At 42.3% G+C, this 15,919-nt stretch carries 13 protein-coding genes; 8 read left to right on the forward strand and 5 right to left on the reverse strand.

Annotated features, from left to right (window positions below):
* Window positions 1–200 precede the first annotated feature (200 nt).
* Entirely contained in the window at window positions 201–929 is a 729-nt protein-coding gene (locus MED222_RS21320; RefSeq protein ID WP_032555040.1) for an HAD-IA family hydrolase, read from the forward strand.
* A gap of 435 nt (window positions 930–1,364) precedes the next feature.
* On the opposite strand, the gene MED222_RS19790 is transcribed toward MED222_RS21320, so the two are convergent.
* Complete coding sequence (locus MED222_RS19790) at window positions 1,365–2,789, reverse strand: methyl-accepting chemotaxis protein (RefSeq protein WP_009845230.1); 1,425 nt, start codon at window positions 2,787–2,789, stop codon at window positions 1,365–1,367.
* 148 nt (window positions 2,790–2,937) lie between these two features.
* A complete protein-coding gene (locus MED222_RS19785) occupies window positions 2,938–4,161 on the reverse strand; it encodes an aromatic amino acid transport family protein (protein ID WP_009845232.1) in 1,224 nt (407 codons plus the stop codon).
* Between the two features lie 447 nt (window positions 4,162–4,608).
* Between MED222_RS19785 and MED222_RS22700 the strand changes: the two genes are divergently transcribed.
* The 3 genes from MED222_RS22700 to MED222_RS21330 all read left to right on the forward strand — a co-directional run bounded on the left by MED222_RS22700 (window position 4,609) and on the right by MED222_RS21330 (window position 6,872).
* Complete coding sequence (locus tag MED222_RS22700; RefSeq protein ID WP_017059831.1) at window positions 4,609–4,737, forward strand: hypothetical protein; 129 nt, start codon at window positions 4,609–4,611, stop codon at window positions 4,735–4,737.
* 194 nt (window positions 4,738–4,931) lie between these two features.
* Entirely contained in the window at window positions 4,932–5,543 is a 612-nt protein-coding gene (locus MED222_RS21325; RefSeq protein WP_032555041.1) for an acyl carrier protein phosphodiesterase, read from the forward strand.
* Window positions 5,544–5,600: 57 nt separating this feature from the next.
* On the forward strand, window positions 5,601–6,872 hold the full coding sequence (locus MED222_RS21330; RefSeq protein ID WP_032555042.1) for a DEAD/DEAH box helicase: 1,272 nt from the start codon (window positions 5,601–5,603) through the stop codon (window positions 6,870–6,872).
* Window positions 6,873–7,049: 177 nt separating this feature from the next.
* Here MED222_RS21330 and MED222_RS19780 read toward each other — a convergent pair whose 3' ends face one another.
* A complete protein-coding gene (locus MED222_RS19780) occupies window positions 7,050–7,781 on the reverse strand; it encodes a TetR/AcrR family transcriptional regulator (RefSeq protein WP_009845253.1) in 732 nt (243 codons plus the stop codon).
* A gap of 149 nt (window positions 7,782–7,930) precedes the next feature.
* Here MED222_RS19780 and MED222_RS21335 point away from each other — a divergent pair, with 149 nt between their 5' ends.
* The 3 genes from MED222_RS21335 to MED222_RS21345 are packed head-to-tail and all read left to right on the forward strand — an operon-like array spanning window position 7,931 to window position 13,130.
* Window positions 7,931–9,019, forward strand: a complete 1,089-nt coding sequence (locus MED222_RS21335; RefSeq protein ID WP_032555043.1) for an efflux RND transporter periplasmic adaptor subunit — start codon at window positions 7,931–7,933, stop codon at window positions 9,017–9,019.
* Window positions 9,019–10,074: an efflux RND transporter periplasmic adaptor subunit gene (locus MED222_RS21340; RefSeq protein ID WP_032555044.1), complete on the forward strand. Its 1,056-nt coding sequence runs from the start codon at window positions 9,019–9,021 to the stop codon at window positions 10,072–10,074. Before MED222_RS21335 ends, MED222_RS21340 begins: the two co-directional genes overlap by 1 nt.
* Window positions 10,071–13,130 carry an efflux RND transporter permease subunit gene (locus tag MED222_RS21345; protein ID WP_032555045.1) on the forward strand — a complete coding sequence of 1,020 codons (3,060 nt, stop codon included), beginning with the start codon at window positions 10,071–10,073 and terminating at the stop codon, window positions 13,128–13,130. The genes MED222_RS21340 and MED222_RS21345 overlap by 4 nt, the downstream gene beginning before the upstream one ends.
* Before the next feature lie 223 nt (window positions 13,131–13,353).
* On the opposite strand, the gene MED222_RS19775 is transcribed toward MED222_RS21345, so the two are convergent.
* A complete protein-coding gene (locus tag MED222_RS19775) occupies window positions 13,354–14,091 on the reverse strand; it encodes an EAL domain-containing protein (RefSeq protein WP_050395113.1) in 738 nt (245 codons plus the stop codon).
* Window positions 14,092–14,661: 570 nt separating this feature from the next.
* Window positions 14,662–15,297, reverse strand: a complete 636-nt coding sequence (locus tag MED222_RS19770) for a hypothetical protein (RefSeq protein ID WP_009845296.1) — start codon at window positions 15,295–15,297, stop codon at window positions 14,662–14,664.
* 289 nt (window positions 15,298–15,586) lie between these two features.
* Between MED222_RS19770 and MED222_RS19765 the strand changes: the two genes are divergently transcribed.
* Window positions 15,587–15,832 (forward strand): DUF2164 domain-containing protein, encoded by a 246-nt coding sequence (locus MED222_RS19765; RefSeq protein WP_017059821.1) that lies wholly within the window; start codon window positions 15,587–15,589, stop codon window positions 15,830–15,832.
* Window positions 15,833–15,919 lie beyond the last annotated feature (87 nt).

The raw sequence follows: 15,919 nt of genomic DNA on the forward strand, positions 1-15,919 counted from the left end.
TGGCAAATAAAGTCGTGATTGGTGACGCTCAAAGTATATTAATTTAATGAGTACTGTTGCTTATGGTTAGGCATAAAGTGATCCACTGCATATTTCGCGTAGAGAAATAAGGGGCGATAGGTAAAGTGTTACCTTAATCATCACGCGTATTGAAAGAACACTATAGGATAAAACTTGAATTCAATGCGAGTGAGAGAGCTATGCGGTTAGAACAAACTAAATGTGTAATTTTCGATTGTGATGGAACACTCATCGATAGCGAGAAGCTGTGTTGCCAAGCCTTAGTGAATGTGTTTTCTGGCTTTGGGGCTAAGTTAAGCGTTAATGACTGCTATGTGCACTTTCAAGGTGGGAAGCTAGCTGACATCTTAATGGATACGCAAGCACGTTTAGGGCTATCTATCTCCATCGATACACTCGAGCCGATTTATCGCACTGAATTAGAAGCCTTGTTCCAACGCCATTTAAAACCGATGGATGGTGCTATTGAGCTTATTGAATTCCTCAAGCAACAAGACATTGAGTTTTGTATCGCTTCCAATGCGCCTAAATCTCGAGTTGAATCCTCATTGGCTATGACAGGAATGCTCGACGACTTCAAAGGCAAAGTATTTTCAGCTTTTGATGCCAATAGCTGGAAACCTGAGCCCGACCTGATCATGTATACCGCAATGAATATGGGCTTTTTACCAAACGAATGTATTTATGTTGATGACACGGTGAAAGGCATTGAAGCAGGGGTTCGTGCGGGTATTCAATCTTTTAGATTGCGACCAACGTTTGAAGGTTCATTGAGTGATAATACCGAAGCCGACATAGCAGAGCTAGCGGCTCAGGATATTTACAGTTTGGAAGAAATATCGATTTGGATTAATGGCAAGCGCTGCTCAAGTGGTGGTATACCGCACTCTGGAGCTTTGGTGGGGTAGAGCCTAATTGAAGGCTGACTACTTTGCTTAATTGTGTTGTGTGGAAACCACATGCAGCACAAGTGAACTTCTCTCCACTTTCTGAAAGTAGATATTCGTCATGTTGGCATAAAGGGCATGTGATGTCGTCGGTGTATGGTGCATCTGTTTTATTCATTATGTGTCACCTGCAGCAAAAGGGTAAGCGAAAATAAGACCCGTTCAAATAGATTACCCCTAAGCTCGATTATTAGACAGTTTTGGCTCCTCTTAATCCCTCCTTTGCGACTTACTTCATGTTAATAACTGAGGAGTATGGATTTGCCATGGTTATTAATCGACACCAATAAAAGAAGGACTCTATATGAGTCCTTCTTAGGTTTGTTCTTAATTCTGAGCATTAAGCATTAAGCATTAAGCATCAAACATTAAGTGCAAATAGCTGATAGCTAAGTGCTAAGTGCGGTATCTTGCCAAAGTTTGAGACAGAGAAACCGATGCTTCAGTCAGCTTAGATACGCCCTTTGAAGAGTTTTGAGCGACATCTTTGATTACGTCTGATTGGCCTCGTATATCATTAAGCTCAGCAGCGATGGTATTCGCTACGTTGCTTTGTTCATCAGCTGACGTTGCTATTTGTAGACTCATGTCCATTAGCGCTTGTGCGGAATCTGCAATCGAGTTTACGTCATCACCGATATGTGAAATGAGTTGGCTACTGGTTTGCGCTTGATCAACCGTTTGCACCGTGATCTTAGCAATATTTTGACTCTCTTGCTGTAAGCGTTCAATCATCGTTTGGATCTCAACTGTAGCGGATTGAGTTCTGCTAGCAAGCGTTCTTACTTCATCAGCAACAACGGCGAAACCACGACCTTGTTCACCCGCACGAGCTGCTTCAATCGCGGCATTTAGCGCAAGTAAGTTGGTTTGCTCAGAAATTGCGTTGATCGTGGTGATGACTTCGTTGATTTGGCTTGTATTTACATTCAAGCTCGTAACAGAAGACGAGGTTTGCTCAATCAAAGAAGAAAGGGTGGTTATCTCTGAGATTGCTTGCTGAACCATAGCATGGCTATCATTGATTTGTTGAGCATCTTGCTCCGCTTGCTCTGTAGAGCGCGCAGAGATATTAGATACTTCATTCGCTGATGCCGTCATCTGATCCATTGCCGTTGCAACAGAGTCTAGAGATGAATTCTGGCTCATAATCTGTGTTTCACTACGCTTCATCTCTTTTTCGAAAGAAGCTGACGTTTCACTCAGTGTCGCTGCGTTTTGGTTTACGTTATTGACTAGTTCACTTAGCGTATCCATTGAACGGTCAAGGGCGCAACCAATCGTACCAAACTCATCTCGGCCTGGATGGAAGCCAAGGCGAGATGTTAAATCACCATCACCAATCTTTTGAGTGGTTGAGTAAAGAACCCAAAGTGCGCCTCCTAGGAAGGTTGCAACCCAGTAACAGAAAAGACCAAAAGGCAAACACCATAAAAGACTGAGTAATAATGTGTACAGAGCTTGCTGCTTTTGGTTCTGTGTATCAGTAGTTGAAACGGTAAGAGAGTAGTAGTTGCCATCTTGTGCCAGTGCCGTAGCAGTCACCGAACCCGTGTTTGAAATAGTGGTTTCTTGAAGGCGTGTTTGTTGGCTAACAGAACGAACCGAAGCTGGGGAATCTGACGCTGATAAAATGCCTTGCAATTGAAACTCAACCTGCTGTTTTGCACTTGCGTCAATTTGTTCTAGCTTGTTGACATAGTTGAAGCCAGCGAGGCTTGCTACAGCGGCGAAAAAGATCAAGAAAATGACCCAAAACTTGTCGTTAATAGACATTTTAATAAACAGTTTGTCTATCGTTCTAAATTGTACTTCTTTCATAAAAACTCCACGGTAAATCCTTTACCGTGGACTCTAAATAACCGACCTTAATAAAAATGTGATTCCGATCGATTAATTATGAAAATTCATGACAGCAATATATCGTTAATGAGACATCAATCAAGTATTTTTGCTCTCGATGGGTTTATTAGCCTAATGATGGTAATAACCCTACTGAAATAAGGATTTGAATTGCAATGATAAACACGCCAACGCTACCCGCTAAAAACAGCGCTTTGCTTCCACCTAACACTTGGTAAGTTGATTCTGTAGCGTGAGGTTTTACTAATAAATCTGTGTAACGAACTTTGTATACCATTACTGTCGGCAGCAGAATTGCGAGCACTGAAAGTGCAATGGCAGCGTAACCCAAAGCCATGATAAAACCTTGTGGGTAGAACAAGGCAAAACCTAATGGTGGTAAAAAAGTGATAGCGGCCGTCTTAACGCGTTTAGCATTGCCTAGTTTCTTGCTTAGAGAGTCCCCCATGAATTCAAATAACCCCAAGCTCACGCCAATAAAAGAAGTAAGAAGTGCAAGGTCAGCAAAGACACCCACGATCAAGCTTAAGTTTGATTGATGAACAGTTTTCGATAGTGAGACTAGAAGCGCACCCAAGCTAGTATCAGACAATAATTGCTCTTGGCTAATCACACCCAACGTAACACTCTGCCAGAAAACATAGATGACCAAAGGCAGTGCAGAGCCAATAATCATCACCTTACGTAATGAGCGAACGTCACCATCCAGGTATCGAACAATTGAAGGGATGCTGCCGTGGAAACCAAAAGAGGTAAACACAACCGGTATCGCAGCAACAATCAGGCCTTGCTGCAAAGGCATGCTCATTAGGTATTGAGAGGTGATGTTTGGTGCAAGGAAACTGAGTACCAGTACCATCGCAATCAGTTTAAGCCCGAATAAAACGCGGTTAACTTTATCAACACTGTGTGTACCAATCGTCACAACTCCCGCAACTAAGAGTGTAAATAGGAGTGTGGTGACTTGACCATTGAGTTCAATCCCTGCGATATCCGAGATACGTTGGTTAAACTGCGCACCGCCACCTGCAATGTATGCGGCACACAAAGCGTAGAAAAGAAACATCACGGCGAAGCTTGCGATCCACTTTCCTTTCGTTCCCAAAATCGTGTGAGCTAACGTGTGTAGAGTTGCGTCCGATTCAGCGAATTGATGAAGCTCTACCATTAATAATGCGGTGAAGGCCATTAGAGCCCATAAGCCAAGCATTAGAAATAGTGAGGTTGAAAAGCCAATTCCTGCAGATGCGAGTGGAAGAGCGAGCATGCCGGCACCAATGGTTGTGCCTGCAATGATCAAAGTACTACCAAAAACCTTTGATTTATTCATTGTATATAATTCTTTACGTTAGGGTGGGTTTTCGTTGTATTTCTTCTGGTCTAAGAGAATAAACCCAAAGAATATCTCGATTTTTAAGTATCTTGATTGAGTTTAATTCCAAATGCAATGTTTAATGTAATTAAAAATATCCACTGTATATAAATGTGTACAGTGATTGGTGCGTAAGGAATTAAAAATGCTTAAGCAAACGTTTGAGTGTGATTTGCTTCAAAATTTATAGGGTAATTTGTTGTAATTGGTGTAAGGTGGCAGTACATATGTCGTTCGCGTATGCCCCTTTAGCGTAAACAAGCGCTAATGATCGCGAGTAGCTTCAAGCTATAAATATGGAATGGGTAGAGTAGAGTGCGTTCATCAAAGTGACATAATTTAAGTCCAAGATGGTGCACTAGTTAATCGGACAACATGTCCACACCAAGGAATAGAGGGGGCACTATGAGTGACCAATCTTATAATGACGAAAGTCTAGAGTTGTTAGATGCTATGGAAATTGGTATCGATTTATCTGACTATGAACAGACGGTTAAACAATTAGCAGAAGAGCTTTTCAAGTCTTCGAACTAAGTTTTTAAGATCTTTAATTAGGTTTTACTGAACTAAAGGTTTCTGTAGTTCAACGTTCTCAAATTAAACAATTTTTAAACTGAGCAAATCTCATTCGCTCACGCGTCATAACAAAACTATCCTCATTAAAGTTCGCGAAGATAAACGAGTACGTTTACCATGTTACTTAGTTCTCGATACTTTAATGAGGTTCAATGAACTTTCTCGCACACCTCCACATCGCCAAGCATTGTAAAAGTAACTTAGCGGGTAATCTGTTAGGTGACTTCGTTAAAGGCGATCCTAGTAAATATTATTCAAACTCACTTTCAGACGGAATAAGACTTCATCGATTCGTTGATAGCTATACTGATCATCATGATGTGTCTCGTTCTGCAAAATCGCTTTTCTCACACCAAACACGACGCTTTGCACCTATCGCACTCGATGTATTTTGGGATCACTGCTTAGCCAATCATTGGGCTCAGTTCTCAACGCAATCACTTGAGCGCTTTTGCGTAGACAGCCATCAACAGATCTTTGAACACCAAGAGCCTCATTGGCCTGAGCACTTCATTACTGTTCACCAGAAAATGGCAGAACAACGTTGGTTGCTAAGTTATCAAGACATGTCTTCCATTGAGGTGGTATTGCAACGCATGGCTTTGAGACGGCCAAAGCTTGGGATGCTTAAGTCTTGCTATCACGACCTAGAACAGCACTACAACACGTTGCAGTGTCACTTTAATGAGCTTTATCCTAGTGTTTTAGAAGAAGCGAAGCAGTTTAATTCGCTTCAAATGAAGAAAAATCAAAAGGAAAGGTAAACAGCGTAATGCTGGTTTGCTACAATCCGCGCCTATTTAATCTTTGAGCATCATACTATGTCTGAATCTACAAAATCTTTTAACCAACTAGGATTATCTGAGCATCTTCTTGCTACGCTATCAGAGCTTAACTTTACGGCTCCTACCAGTGTTCAAGAACAAGCGATTCCATTGGTATTAGAAGGCAAAGATGTATTGGCTGGTGCTCAAACGGGTACAGGTAAAACGGCCGCATTTGGTTTGCCCATTATCCAAAGATTAATCGAGACAAAAGACAACGTTATTCCAAACCCGAAGCTAGTTCGTGCGCTTGTGTTGGTACCAACACGTGAACTAGCGCAACAGGTTTTCGATAACGTAACCAGCTACGCAAAGGGCACCGACATCAAAGTCGTGGTGGCTTACGGCGGCGTTAGTATGAAGGTTCAAACTGAAAACCTACGCGGGGGAGCTGATATTCTTGTCGCGACTCCGGGCCGTCTTATCGACCATATGTTCACTAAGAACATCATGTTGAGCCACTCTGAAGTGTTGGTACTGGATGAAGCAGACCGCATGCTAGACATGGGTTTCATGCCTGATATCAAACGCATTCTTTCTCGTATGAATGAGGTGCGACAGACTCTGTTCTTCTCTGCGACGTTTGATAACAAAATTAAAGCTCTGGCACATCGAATGATGCAGTCGCCAAGCGAAATTCAAGTGACGCCAAAAAACAGCACCGCTGACACCGTTACCCAGATGGTTTATCCCGTTGATAAATCGCGCAAGAGTGAATTATTGGCTTATTTGATTGGCTCAAAGAACTGGCAACAAGTGTTGGTGTTCACTAAGACTAAGCAGGGTACCGATGCTCTAGTTAAAGAGCTTAAGCTAGATGGCATTAAAGCGGCATCAATCAATGGTGATAAGAGCCAAGGTGCGCGCCAAAAAGCACTGGATGATTTCAAATCAGGCAAAATACGCGCGCTAATTGCAACCGACGTGGCAGCTCGAGGTATTGATATCCAGCAGCTAGAACAAGTTGTGAATTACGATATGCCATTCAAAGCGGAAGACTACGTTCACCGTATTGGTCGTACTGGCCGTGCTGGCAACAGTGGTTTAGCGATCTCTTTGATGAGCCAAGATGAAGCTTATCTTCTGGGTGACATTGAACGCTTACTTGATACTCGCTTGCCTCAAGAGTGGCTAGAGGGTTTTGAACCAAGCCTAGAAAAAGATATAGCCCCCGATCGAGGTGGTCGCAGTAAAAGTCGTTCATCAGAAAAACGTAAGATGAAAGCGAAACTTAAGATTCACCAAAATCGCGGTAAAGCGCGTCGCTAAACCTGCTACTGGTTGAATCGTTTAAAACATAAGCAGACTCACTCCGACATAAAAATGCCCCGCTACTGATATATGTCAGTAGCGGGGCATTTTCGTTTTCGTTTTCGTTTTCGTTTTCGTTTTAAGCACTAAGCACTAAGCATGAAACTTAAAGCCGCGATTTTAGTGTTTGTTTTGCTAGTGTTCGCATTTCCACACACAAGGGACTTCATAAATAAGCTCTTCAATCGAACTCGTATTCAATACCCATTCATCACTGATATTGAACGTACTGATCATTTGCTTGTTGAACAATTGCCAATGATTTAACAATGCTTCTTCAGGTGTCGATTGCATGTCGCCTTCATTCCATGTGCTTTCCATGAAAGGAGTAAGGCATACCGCTCCGTGCGCATACATGATCATTTGCCATTTAATTTCATAAATGTTGATCAAATTATCTGGATTCGCATCATTATATTCATCTGCCAACATATTAATTTGTTTTTCGATATCACCAACATTGTCGATAAAGTAATCGACCAAGTTGTCTTTTTGGCGAACAGAGTCGGTGATAAGTTGCATCGGTTTGCGTGAGTGAATCATGTTGCTAAAGAGGCGCATACTGAATAAATAGATAGTAATATTTGGCGCGACGCCTTTTGGTAACTCTTCTACGATTTTAGCAATGTATGACTGAAAATAATCATGTAAACAATCACTTATCGCATGCCAGATTTTCTCTTTGCTACCAAAATGGTGGCGAATAAGGCTATGAGATACGCCTGCTTTCTCACTGATGTTACGAAGAGAAACACTGTCATAACCATGCTCACAGAACATATCCGCAGCTACACCCATGATCAAAAATCTCGTTTCTTCAGCGTCTTTCGCGCTTCTTCTGCCTTGTTTCTTTTCAGTCATCTTCATTTCTACATTTACCTGATTACCACATTCTACACTGTTTTCCTTGAAATAAAAAATACTGCACAGGTGGAAAGTAAAGCTTGAGAATTCTTTAATAATAAATATACTGCCCACCTGTGTAATAAATCATAATAATTAAATGGAGAAGCATCATGCAATCCAATTTGTCTATCAAAGCGATACCGACCAAGCGTACGGGCGTGGTTATTGCCGCACTATTGCTCGCCGGCTCTCTAACTGGATGTAACAAAGTTCAGTCAGAGGAAAATGAGCAGGTAATCAAGCCTGTAAAGTTATTTGAGATTCCTCTGCGGGCAGATATCGAGCTTGATAGTTTTATCGCAAAAGTGGATGCAACCGACCGTGCTGCGCTTTCATTTCAAGTGGGTGGCGATATCGAAGTTTTTGATGTTCGTATGGGACAAGAAGTTAAGAAAGGTCAGGTGCTAGCCGCATTAGACGCGACGGATTACCGTATTGCCGTTGATGCAGCTCAAGCTAAATTTGACTTGGCGAACAGTCAATACAAGCAAGCTTCTGAGCTGTATTCAAAAAAGTTAGTCAGTACCGATTACTACGACCAAGCCGTCAACACCTTTACTGCCGCTGACGTTGAGTTGGAACAAGCAAAAACAAACCTTGGTTACACCACATTAGTTGCTCCATTCGATGGCGTGGTATCGATGGTGTTTGGTAAGCAATATCAGTTAATTGCTGAAAAGCAGCCAGTTCTTAATATTTTGAATCACAGTGAAATGGATGTGACGTTCTCTATTCCGGTATCTAAGCTTGAAGACCGTTCTATTCAAGACCTAACGAGCTCAAACATGTGGGTTGTAATGGATAGCCACCGCGGTATTCGTATCCCAACGCGTTTTAAAGAGATCTCTACACAACCAGATGAAGACACCAACAGCTACCAAGCGGTTGTATCTATCGACAAGCCGGTAGGCATCAATCTACTTTCTGGAATGACAGCGCAAGTTGAAGTTCAGAAGAGTAAGTCATACTACGGTATTGGCATTGTTGATTCAGCTTGGCTAACCAAACAAGCTGACCATGGCGAGCTATGGCGCTATAACCCAGACTCTCGATCGATTTCTAAAGTACAAGTCCTGCTTGATGAGCAAGGTAAAGTTATAGAAGGTCTTTCTTCTGGTGATCTTATCGTTGAAGCCGGTGTGGATGTGTTATCTGACGGACAGCAAGTAAAAGCTTGGCTTCGTGAGGGGGGTATTTAATGAACCTTTTAAAATCATCAGTTGTTGTCGCGTCGGTTTTGTTACTTCAAGCCTGTAACAATGAAGCTGTACACCGTGAACAACCGCCTTTATTGGTTTCTACCTTTGACGTTGGCGCGCCGCTGACTGATCAGTTCAGAAGTTTTAATGGACAGGTGATGCCTGCAGAACTTACACCGTTGGCATTTAAGCTTGCAGGCGAAATTCAACAAGTATTGGTGGAAGCCGGTGACAAAGTCGAAAAAGGGCAGTTATTAGCCACCTTAGATAACGCAACGTACCTTCAAGATCTAACTGATGCTAAATCTCAATTCAAACTGGCGAGCAAACAGTTGGCCCGTGGTACGGAGATGTTTGGCAGCAAGATGTTATCGCAATCAGAACACGACCAACTGACGGCTAACTACAAACTAGCATCGGCGAATTTGGCGGCAGCAAAACGCAAGTTAAGTTACACAGAGCTTTTAGCGCCATTCTCAGGAACAGTTTCAACCGTCGATAAGCAACGATTCGAAAACACGACTCCTGGAGAAACACTCCTGAGTGTGTACCAGAACGATAAGGTGTATGTGCGAATTCAAGTGTCAGATTCTATTTTGGCGTCGATCAGCCCAGACATGCGTTCGAGCAGTTACCGCCCCCAAGCAACTTTTGGAGGTCACTCGGGGGAATATCCTTTGACGTATCTAGAGCACACTAGCGAATTGCACCCACAATCACGTACCTACGAGTTTTGGATGCAGATGCAGCAGCCTGAAAGTGAAATTCTGCCGGGCACGAGCGTTACGGTCAATGTGGATATGGCGAAAGCGGGTCTGAGTGATGTTCAAGGTTACCAGTTACCAATGACAACGCTAGAAGCGGGCTCTGAAGCTAATCAGTTCTATGTGTGGAAAATGGAAGACGGACAAGCATTCAAAAGCGAAGTAGAAGTCGACAAAATCAGTGGCCAAGGCGCATTAATCGCTCATGGTGTTGAGCAAGGTGATCGACTCGTAAACTCGAATCTAAGAAAACTCCGTGACGGAATCGAATTGTCAGGAAAAGCAGAATGAACATCGCAGAATATTCAATTAAAAACAAAGTAATCAGCTGGCTGTTTCTAGTCATTTTGGCCATTGGCGGTGTGTCGTCTTTTGGCAACCTATCCCGTTTAGAAGACCCAGCTTTTACCATTAAAGATGCAATGATTATTTCAACTTACCCTGGCGCTACGTCTATGGAAGTTGAAGAAGAGTTAACGTATCCACTTGAAAAAGAGATACGACAACTGCCTTATATCGACAAGATCACTTCAACGTCGTCGAATGGTATGTCTCAAATTATGGTCAGCATGAAGATGGACTACGGTCCAGACGAGTTGCCCCAAATTTGGGATGAAATGCGTCGTAAAATCAACGATCTACAGCCAACACTACCCAGTGGTGTTAATTCAGTTCAGATTATTGATGATTTTGGTGACGTATTTGGTGTGATGATCATGCTGACCGGTGATGGTTACGATTATGTCGAGCTAAAACAGTACGCAGATTACCTAACGCGTGAAATCGAATTGGTTGACGGTGTTGGCAAAGTGAGTATTGCGGGTGACCAACAAGAGCAATTGTTTGTTGAGATGTCACTTGAGCGTTTAGCGGCGTTGAACCTAGATATGTCGATGGTAACGTCACTGTTAGCACAACAAAACAGTGTGGTTTCGGCTGGAGAGGTGATGCTGAATGGTCAAAGCCTAACGATCAAGCCTAACGGCACTTTGAGCACGGTTGAAGAGTTAGAAAACCTGATCATTCATGGTCGTGATACGGGCAACCTCATTCGCTTGAAAGATGTCGCTGAAGTGACTCGCGGTATCCAAGAAAAGCCAGGTAACGTATTAACTTACAATGGCAAACCAGCGATCAACCTAGGTATTGCGTTCTCTTCAGGCGTAAACGTCGTCGAAATTGGTAACGCGTTAGATGCCGAACTGGATCGTTTAGAAAGCATTAAGCCTGCCGGTGTAGAGCTGAACTACTTCTACAACCAAGCGCAAGAAGTAGACAAATCAGTGGCTGACTTTTTAATCAGCCTAGTAGAAGCCGTTGCTATTGTTATCATCGTACTGCTTTTTGCAATGGGTTTACGCAGTGGTTTGATCATCGGTCTAGTGCTTCTATTGACGGTATTTGGAACCTTCATCCTGATGGATTACAACGATGTCGAACTGCACCGTATCTCACTGGGTGCACTTATCATCGCTCTCGGTATGCTGGTGGATAATGCGATTGTTGTCGTTGAAGGTATTTTGGTTGGCTTGAAGAAAGGCAAAACCAAGCTTCAAGCAGCGAAAGACATCGTGACACAAACACAATGGCCACTATTGGGTGCGACCATTATTGCTATCACGGCCTTTGCACCAATCGGTTTGTCGAAAGACGCGACAGGTGAATTCATGGGCTCACTGTTCTGGGTTTTGTGTTTTTCATTGTTCTTGAGCTGGGTTACAGCGCTAACGCTGACTCCGTTCCTTGCAGAAATGATGCTGAAAGAAGAAGACAAGGTCGATGAGAACGAAGACCCATACAAAGGTATTCTGTTCGTTGTATTCGGCGCGTGTCTGAAAGTAGCACTTCGATTTAGGTGGCTTACCGTAGTAAGTATGGTCGCGCTATTAGCAGTTTCTGTGGTTGGTTTTGGTATGGTGAAGCAGCAGTTCTTCCCGCCATCAAATACGCCAATGTTTTACGTCGATATGTGGATGCCGGAAGGTACCGATGTACGTGAAACGATTAAGCAGACAGAAAAAGTTGAAAGCTACATTCGCCAGCAAGATGACGTTGAGTTTGTAACTACAACAGTTGGCCAAGGCATGCAACGTTTTGCGCTGACATACCAACCCGAGAAAAGTTACGAAGCGTACAGTCAACTGCAGGTACGAACGACTGACCGAGACACCATGTTTAAAGTCCTAGAAGGGCTAGACAAGGACTTGGCCAATAAATTTGAACAACCTACGTTCCAATTTAAATTGATTGAGTTTGGCCCGTCGCCAGCGTCAAAAATCGAAGCTCGTATTAGCGGTGCAGACCCGCAGATCCTTCGCAGCATAGCTGTTGAGGTAGAAGATATCTTGTTGGCGGATCCTGGTTCTCGAAATGTGCGTCACGATTGGCGTGAACGCACCAAAGAGCTCGTGCCACTGTTTAACGAATCAAAGGCACGTCGCCTTGGTATTTCAAAAACTGATTTGTCTGAGACGTTACAAATGGCGTTTGGTGGCTACAACATCGGTTTACTGCGCGATGGTACGCACATGTTACCTATCGTGGCACGCCTGCCTGAAGAAGAGCGTTTTGACTTTGAATCACTGAACAATGTGAAGATCTGGAGCCCATCACTGCAAACCTACATTCCCGTAGAACAAGTGATCGATGGGGTTGAGCTTCAATGGTCTGAGCCACTGATTCAACGTCGTGACAGAAAGCGTACGCTAACCGTATTGGCTGACCACGATGTATTGGGTGATGAAACACCCGCGAGTTTGTTTGCTCGTGTGAAACCACAAGTAGAAGCATTGGCTCTACCAGAAGGTTACAGCATCAGTTGGGGCGGCGAATACGAAAGCTCTAAAGATGCACAAGAATCTCTATTTGGTTCACTACCAATGGGTTACTTGCTGATGTTTATTATTACCATGCTTTTGTTTAACTCGGTTCGTAAGCCGCTTGTGATTTGGTTTACGGTACCACTTTCTATCATTGGTGTTTCGATTGGTCTGTTAGGTACCAATATGCCATTCAGTTTCACGGCTTTCCTAGGCTTACTGAGCTTAAGTGGCATGATTTTGAAGAACGGTATCGTACTGCTTGACCAGATCAACAGTGAGCTACAAACAGGTAAAGACCCATATTTAGCGGTTGTCGACAGCGCGATCAGTCGTGTACGACCGGTATCTATGGCAGCACTAACGACTATCTTGGGCATGATTCCCTTGGTATTCGATGCATTTTTCGGCTCGATGGCGATTACCATCATGGCAGGCTTAGGCTTTGCTACAGTACTAACGCTAATAGTAGTACCAGTGATGTTCGCCATTCTATATAGAATCAAACCGTCCACTGCGGGTTATTAGGGATTGATATAAAACAGATTCTTTTAAGCCAGCCCAGTCAATTTTGACTGGGCTTTTTTACGGATATGGTTTGATAAAACAAGACGAAGATAGGTCCGAACTAAGAGGACGTTGCGATAGCAATGCGTGCCTTAACAAGGAGCGTTTTAAAAGATAGGTATTACAAAAGTCGTTAGGCAATGGTAAAGCGGCTTCCGGTATATTAGAGAATAGGGGCCAGACTCTAGATTGCTAGGCGGATATCCAACTCAATCGGCTTTGGCATGGCTAAGTGATAGCCTTGATACATATCGAAGCCTAAACTTTGCATCGCAGTCAGTTGCTGTTGGGTTTCTATCCCTTCGATGACCGTCTTTGCACCGATTTGGTTGGCAAGCTTAACTACTAACTCCATTTTTTGAGTATCACCGTTTTCAAAATCCAACATCACAGAGCGATCGATTTTGATGATATGAGGAGTGATATGACGAACACGTTGCTCTGTTGACGCCTGTGCTCCAAAGTCATCAACCGCGATTTGAAAACCATTATCTGCAAGTGAGTGGGCCGCGTTTTTTAAACGTTCTTCACTTTCTACATTAAGTTCGACCAACTCCATGACGATTTGTTCGCACGATAAGTTAAGCTCGTGAAGACGTTTAGCTAACAGAGTGTCTTTTACTTTTTCTGATGCAAACAACTCACCAACGTTTGGAAGAACGTTCAAAAAAAGGTTTAAGTGACGGACCGTCGATTGTGCGAAGTTACGGATGTGAATGGCTCGGCTCAGCCTCTCTACGTTGATTTTGTCTGTGTATGAGGTTTCGTCTGAATGGAAGAAGTGATCTGGGCGAACGACATCACCTTTACAATTGGAAATACGAACCAAAGCCTCTACGCCTATCTGAGTCAAAGAAGAATCAAATATAGGTTGGTAGACACTTGTAAGTGTTAAGTCTTGGTATTTCGCAATAAACTGCATATCGGCATTCACAGATATACAACTAATAAATTCACTTCTGTCTGATAAAATCATAATCGCTAATAAAAGGTGTTTATTCAGTGACGAGAATATACATCACAGTTGTCATAATATTGACAGGTGTTGATAAATTGTCAATTAATAAAAATTAATTTGTCACGGTAACATCTAAATAATTAAAGTCAGCGAAAAATCAGGATGATAAAGGTCATTATGCATCAATGATATATATTGATTAGCTTTTTTTATAGGTTCAGTGAATTTGATGTCTGAGTAACCTATATCATATCAACCCTATCAATATAAAGCCTTAACACTTATACACCTGAAATAAATATGGTTAAAGGCTTACATTCTGGGGGAGTATCAAAATAATAAAATAAATAGATCTTCGTGGTTACACAAAAATGATGTCTGTCTCTCAAAATTAATATTGAGGTTGTTAAGTTATTAATTAGTAAACTGGAGAACCCGGATAATAAATGTGTAGAATATAGGTGTTATTTTATAAAATAAAAGTGTAGGTATAATTATTTACGTTATATATCAAATTGAAAATTGGCTTGTATTTTACTGCCATTGTATTACCGCATAAAGTTGCAGGTATTTACGAACTAGTTGTTGATTTCCAGAGCGTTTTAGCGGGTGAGCGAATCGGATAAAACACGGACTGATTTTGAAGTTACTATTTAAATCATCTGCGAATTGAGTATCACTCTCTCTTAGCGTGATACCTTGTAGGCTGTAGTCGCTAATCTGGTCTGGGAGTTCCCCCATCCACCAATGCAAGAGTTCACCACTGTTTTTGCTTCGACTTATCCAATGGTCGGAGACAATAATCAATAGGTCATTGGGTTGAATGGCAAATCCGTACTCTTGCTGCCAGTTATGAATGTCCAGCATCAACTTTTTACGACAAGTCTTTCCTGCGCTCACCATATGGTGGCTAATCATCCAAACGGTACCAATTTCAGAAGAGATTCGGAAATGTCGTGGCGTTTCACCAGAAGAGAGCATTTCTAGTGGGCTTACGTTGCTTGCATGATTGAAGCTAACGAAAGTGTGCTCCATTCGTCTCGCAAACGCTTTGCCTATGTGATGTTCACTGATCCCTTGATTGTGTACGGTAGGGTAATGACGCTCACAAAGTTTCAAGCAATCGTCTTGAAACTGATTGACGCTTTTAATCACCAGATCTAATAACAATGAAGCCTCTTATACACGGTTGCTATCTTATTGATGGGCAATAGTACGGTAATTTCGGCGCCATTACCTATTGTCAAAGTGCGAGTTCTTGATCCCTCTATCAAAATTAACCATTACTGAGCGATTTTATGGATAGCACTGGCACTCTACTGGTCTGTAAACTAAATTATGAGGAATTATAGCTAGTTAGAAAACTTGAACTGATTGGCAGAGTTGCAGTGAGCTAACGAAATTATAGCTTAGTCGGCTAATCACAATTGTTCTACATACTCTTTATTTGGAAACACCCATGACCATTCAATTAGATTCAAAGCAAAAATCCGAACTCACTCATACACTTCAAAAGTACCTACAAGATGAGCTCGATGTAGAGCTTGGTCAGTTCGACACTGAATTCTTAGTCGACTTCATCAGTAAAAAGTTTGGAGCCGTGTATTACAACAAGGGGATAGAAGACGCTCAAAAAGTGATGGAACGTAAGATGTTAGACATATCAGATGAGCTCTATGAAATTGAACAAATCGTTGAAATATAACTCAGCAAGCGATTGTTCGACAAAGAAATTTGTCCATAAAGCAACTTGTTCAAAATTTTTGAATAACTCGTTTAATTTGAAATGATG

Origin of the sequence: Vibrio sp. MED222, assembly GCF_000153005.1 — a bacterium.
Taxonomy (GTDB): Bacteria; Pseudomonadota; Gammaproteobacteria; order Enterobacterales; family Vibrionaceae; genus Vibrio; species Vibrio tasmaniensis_A.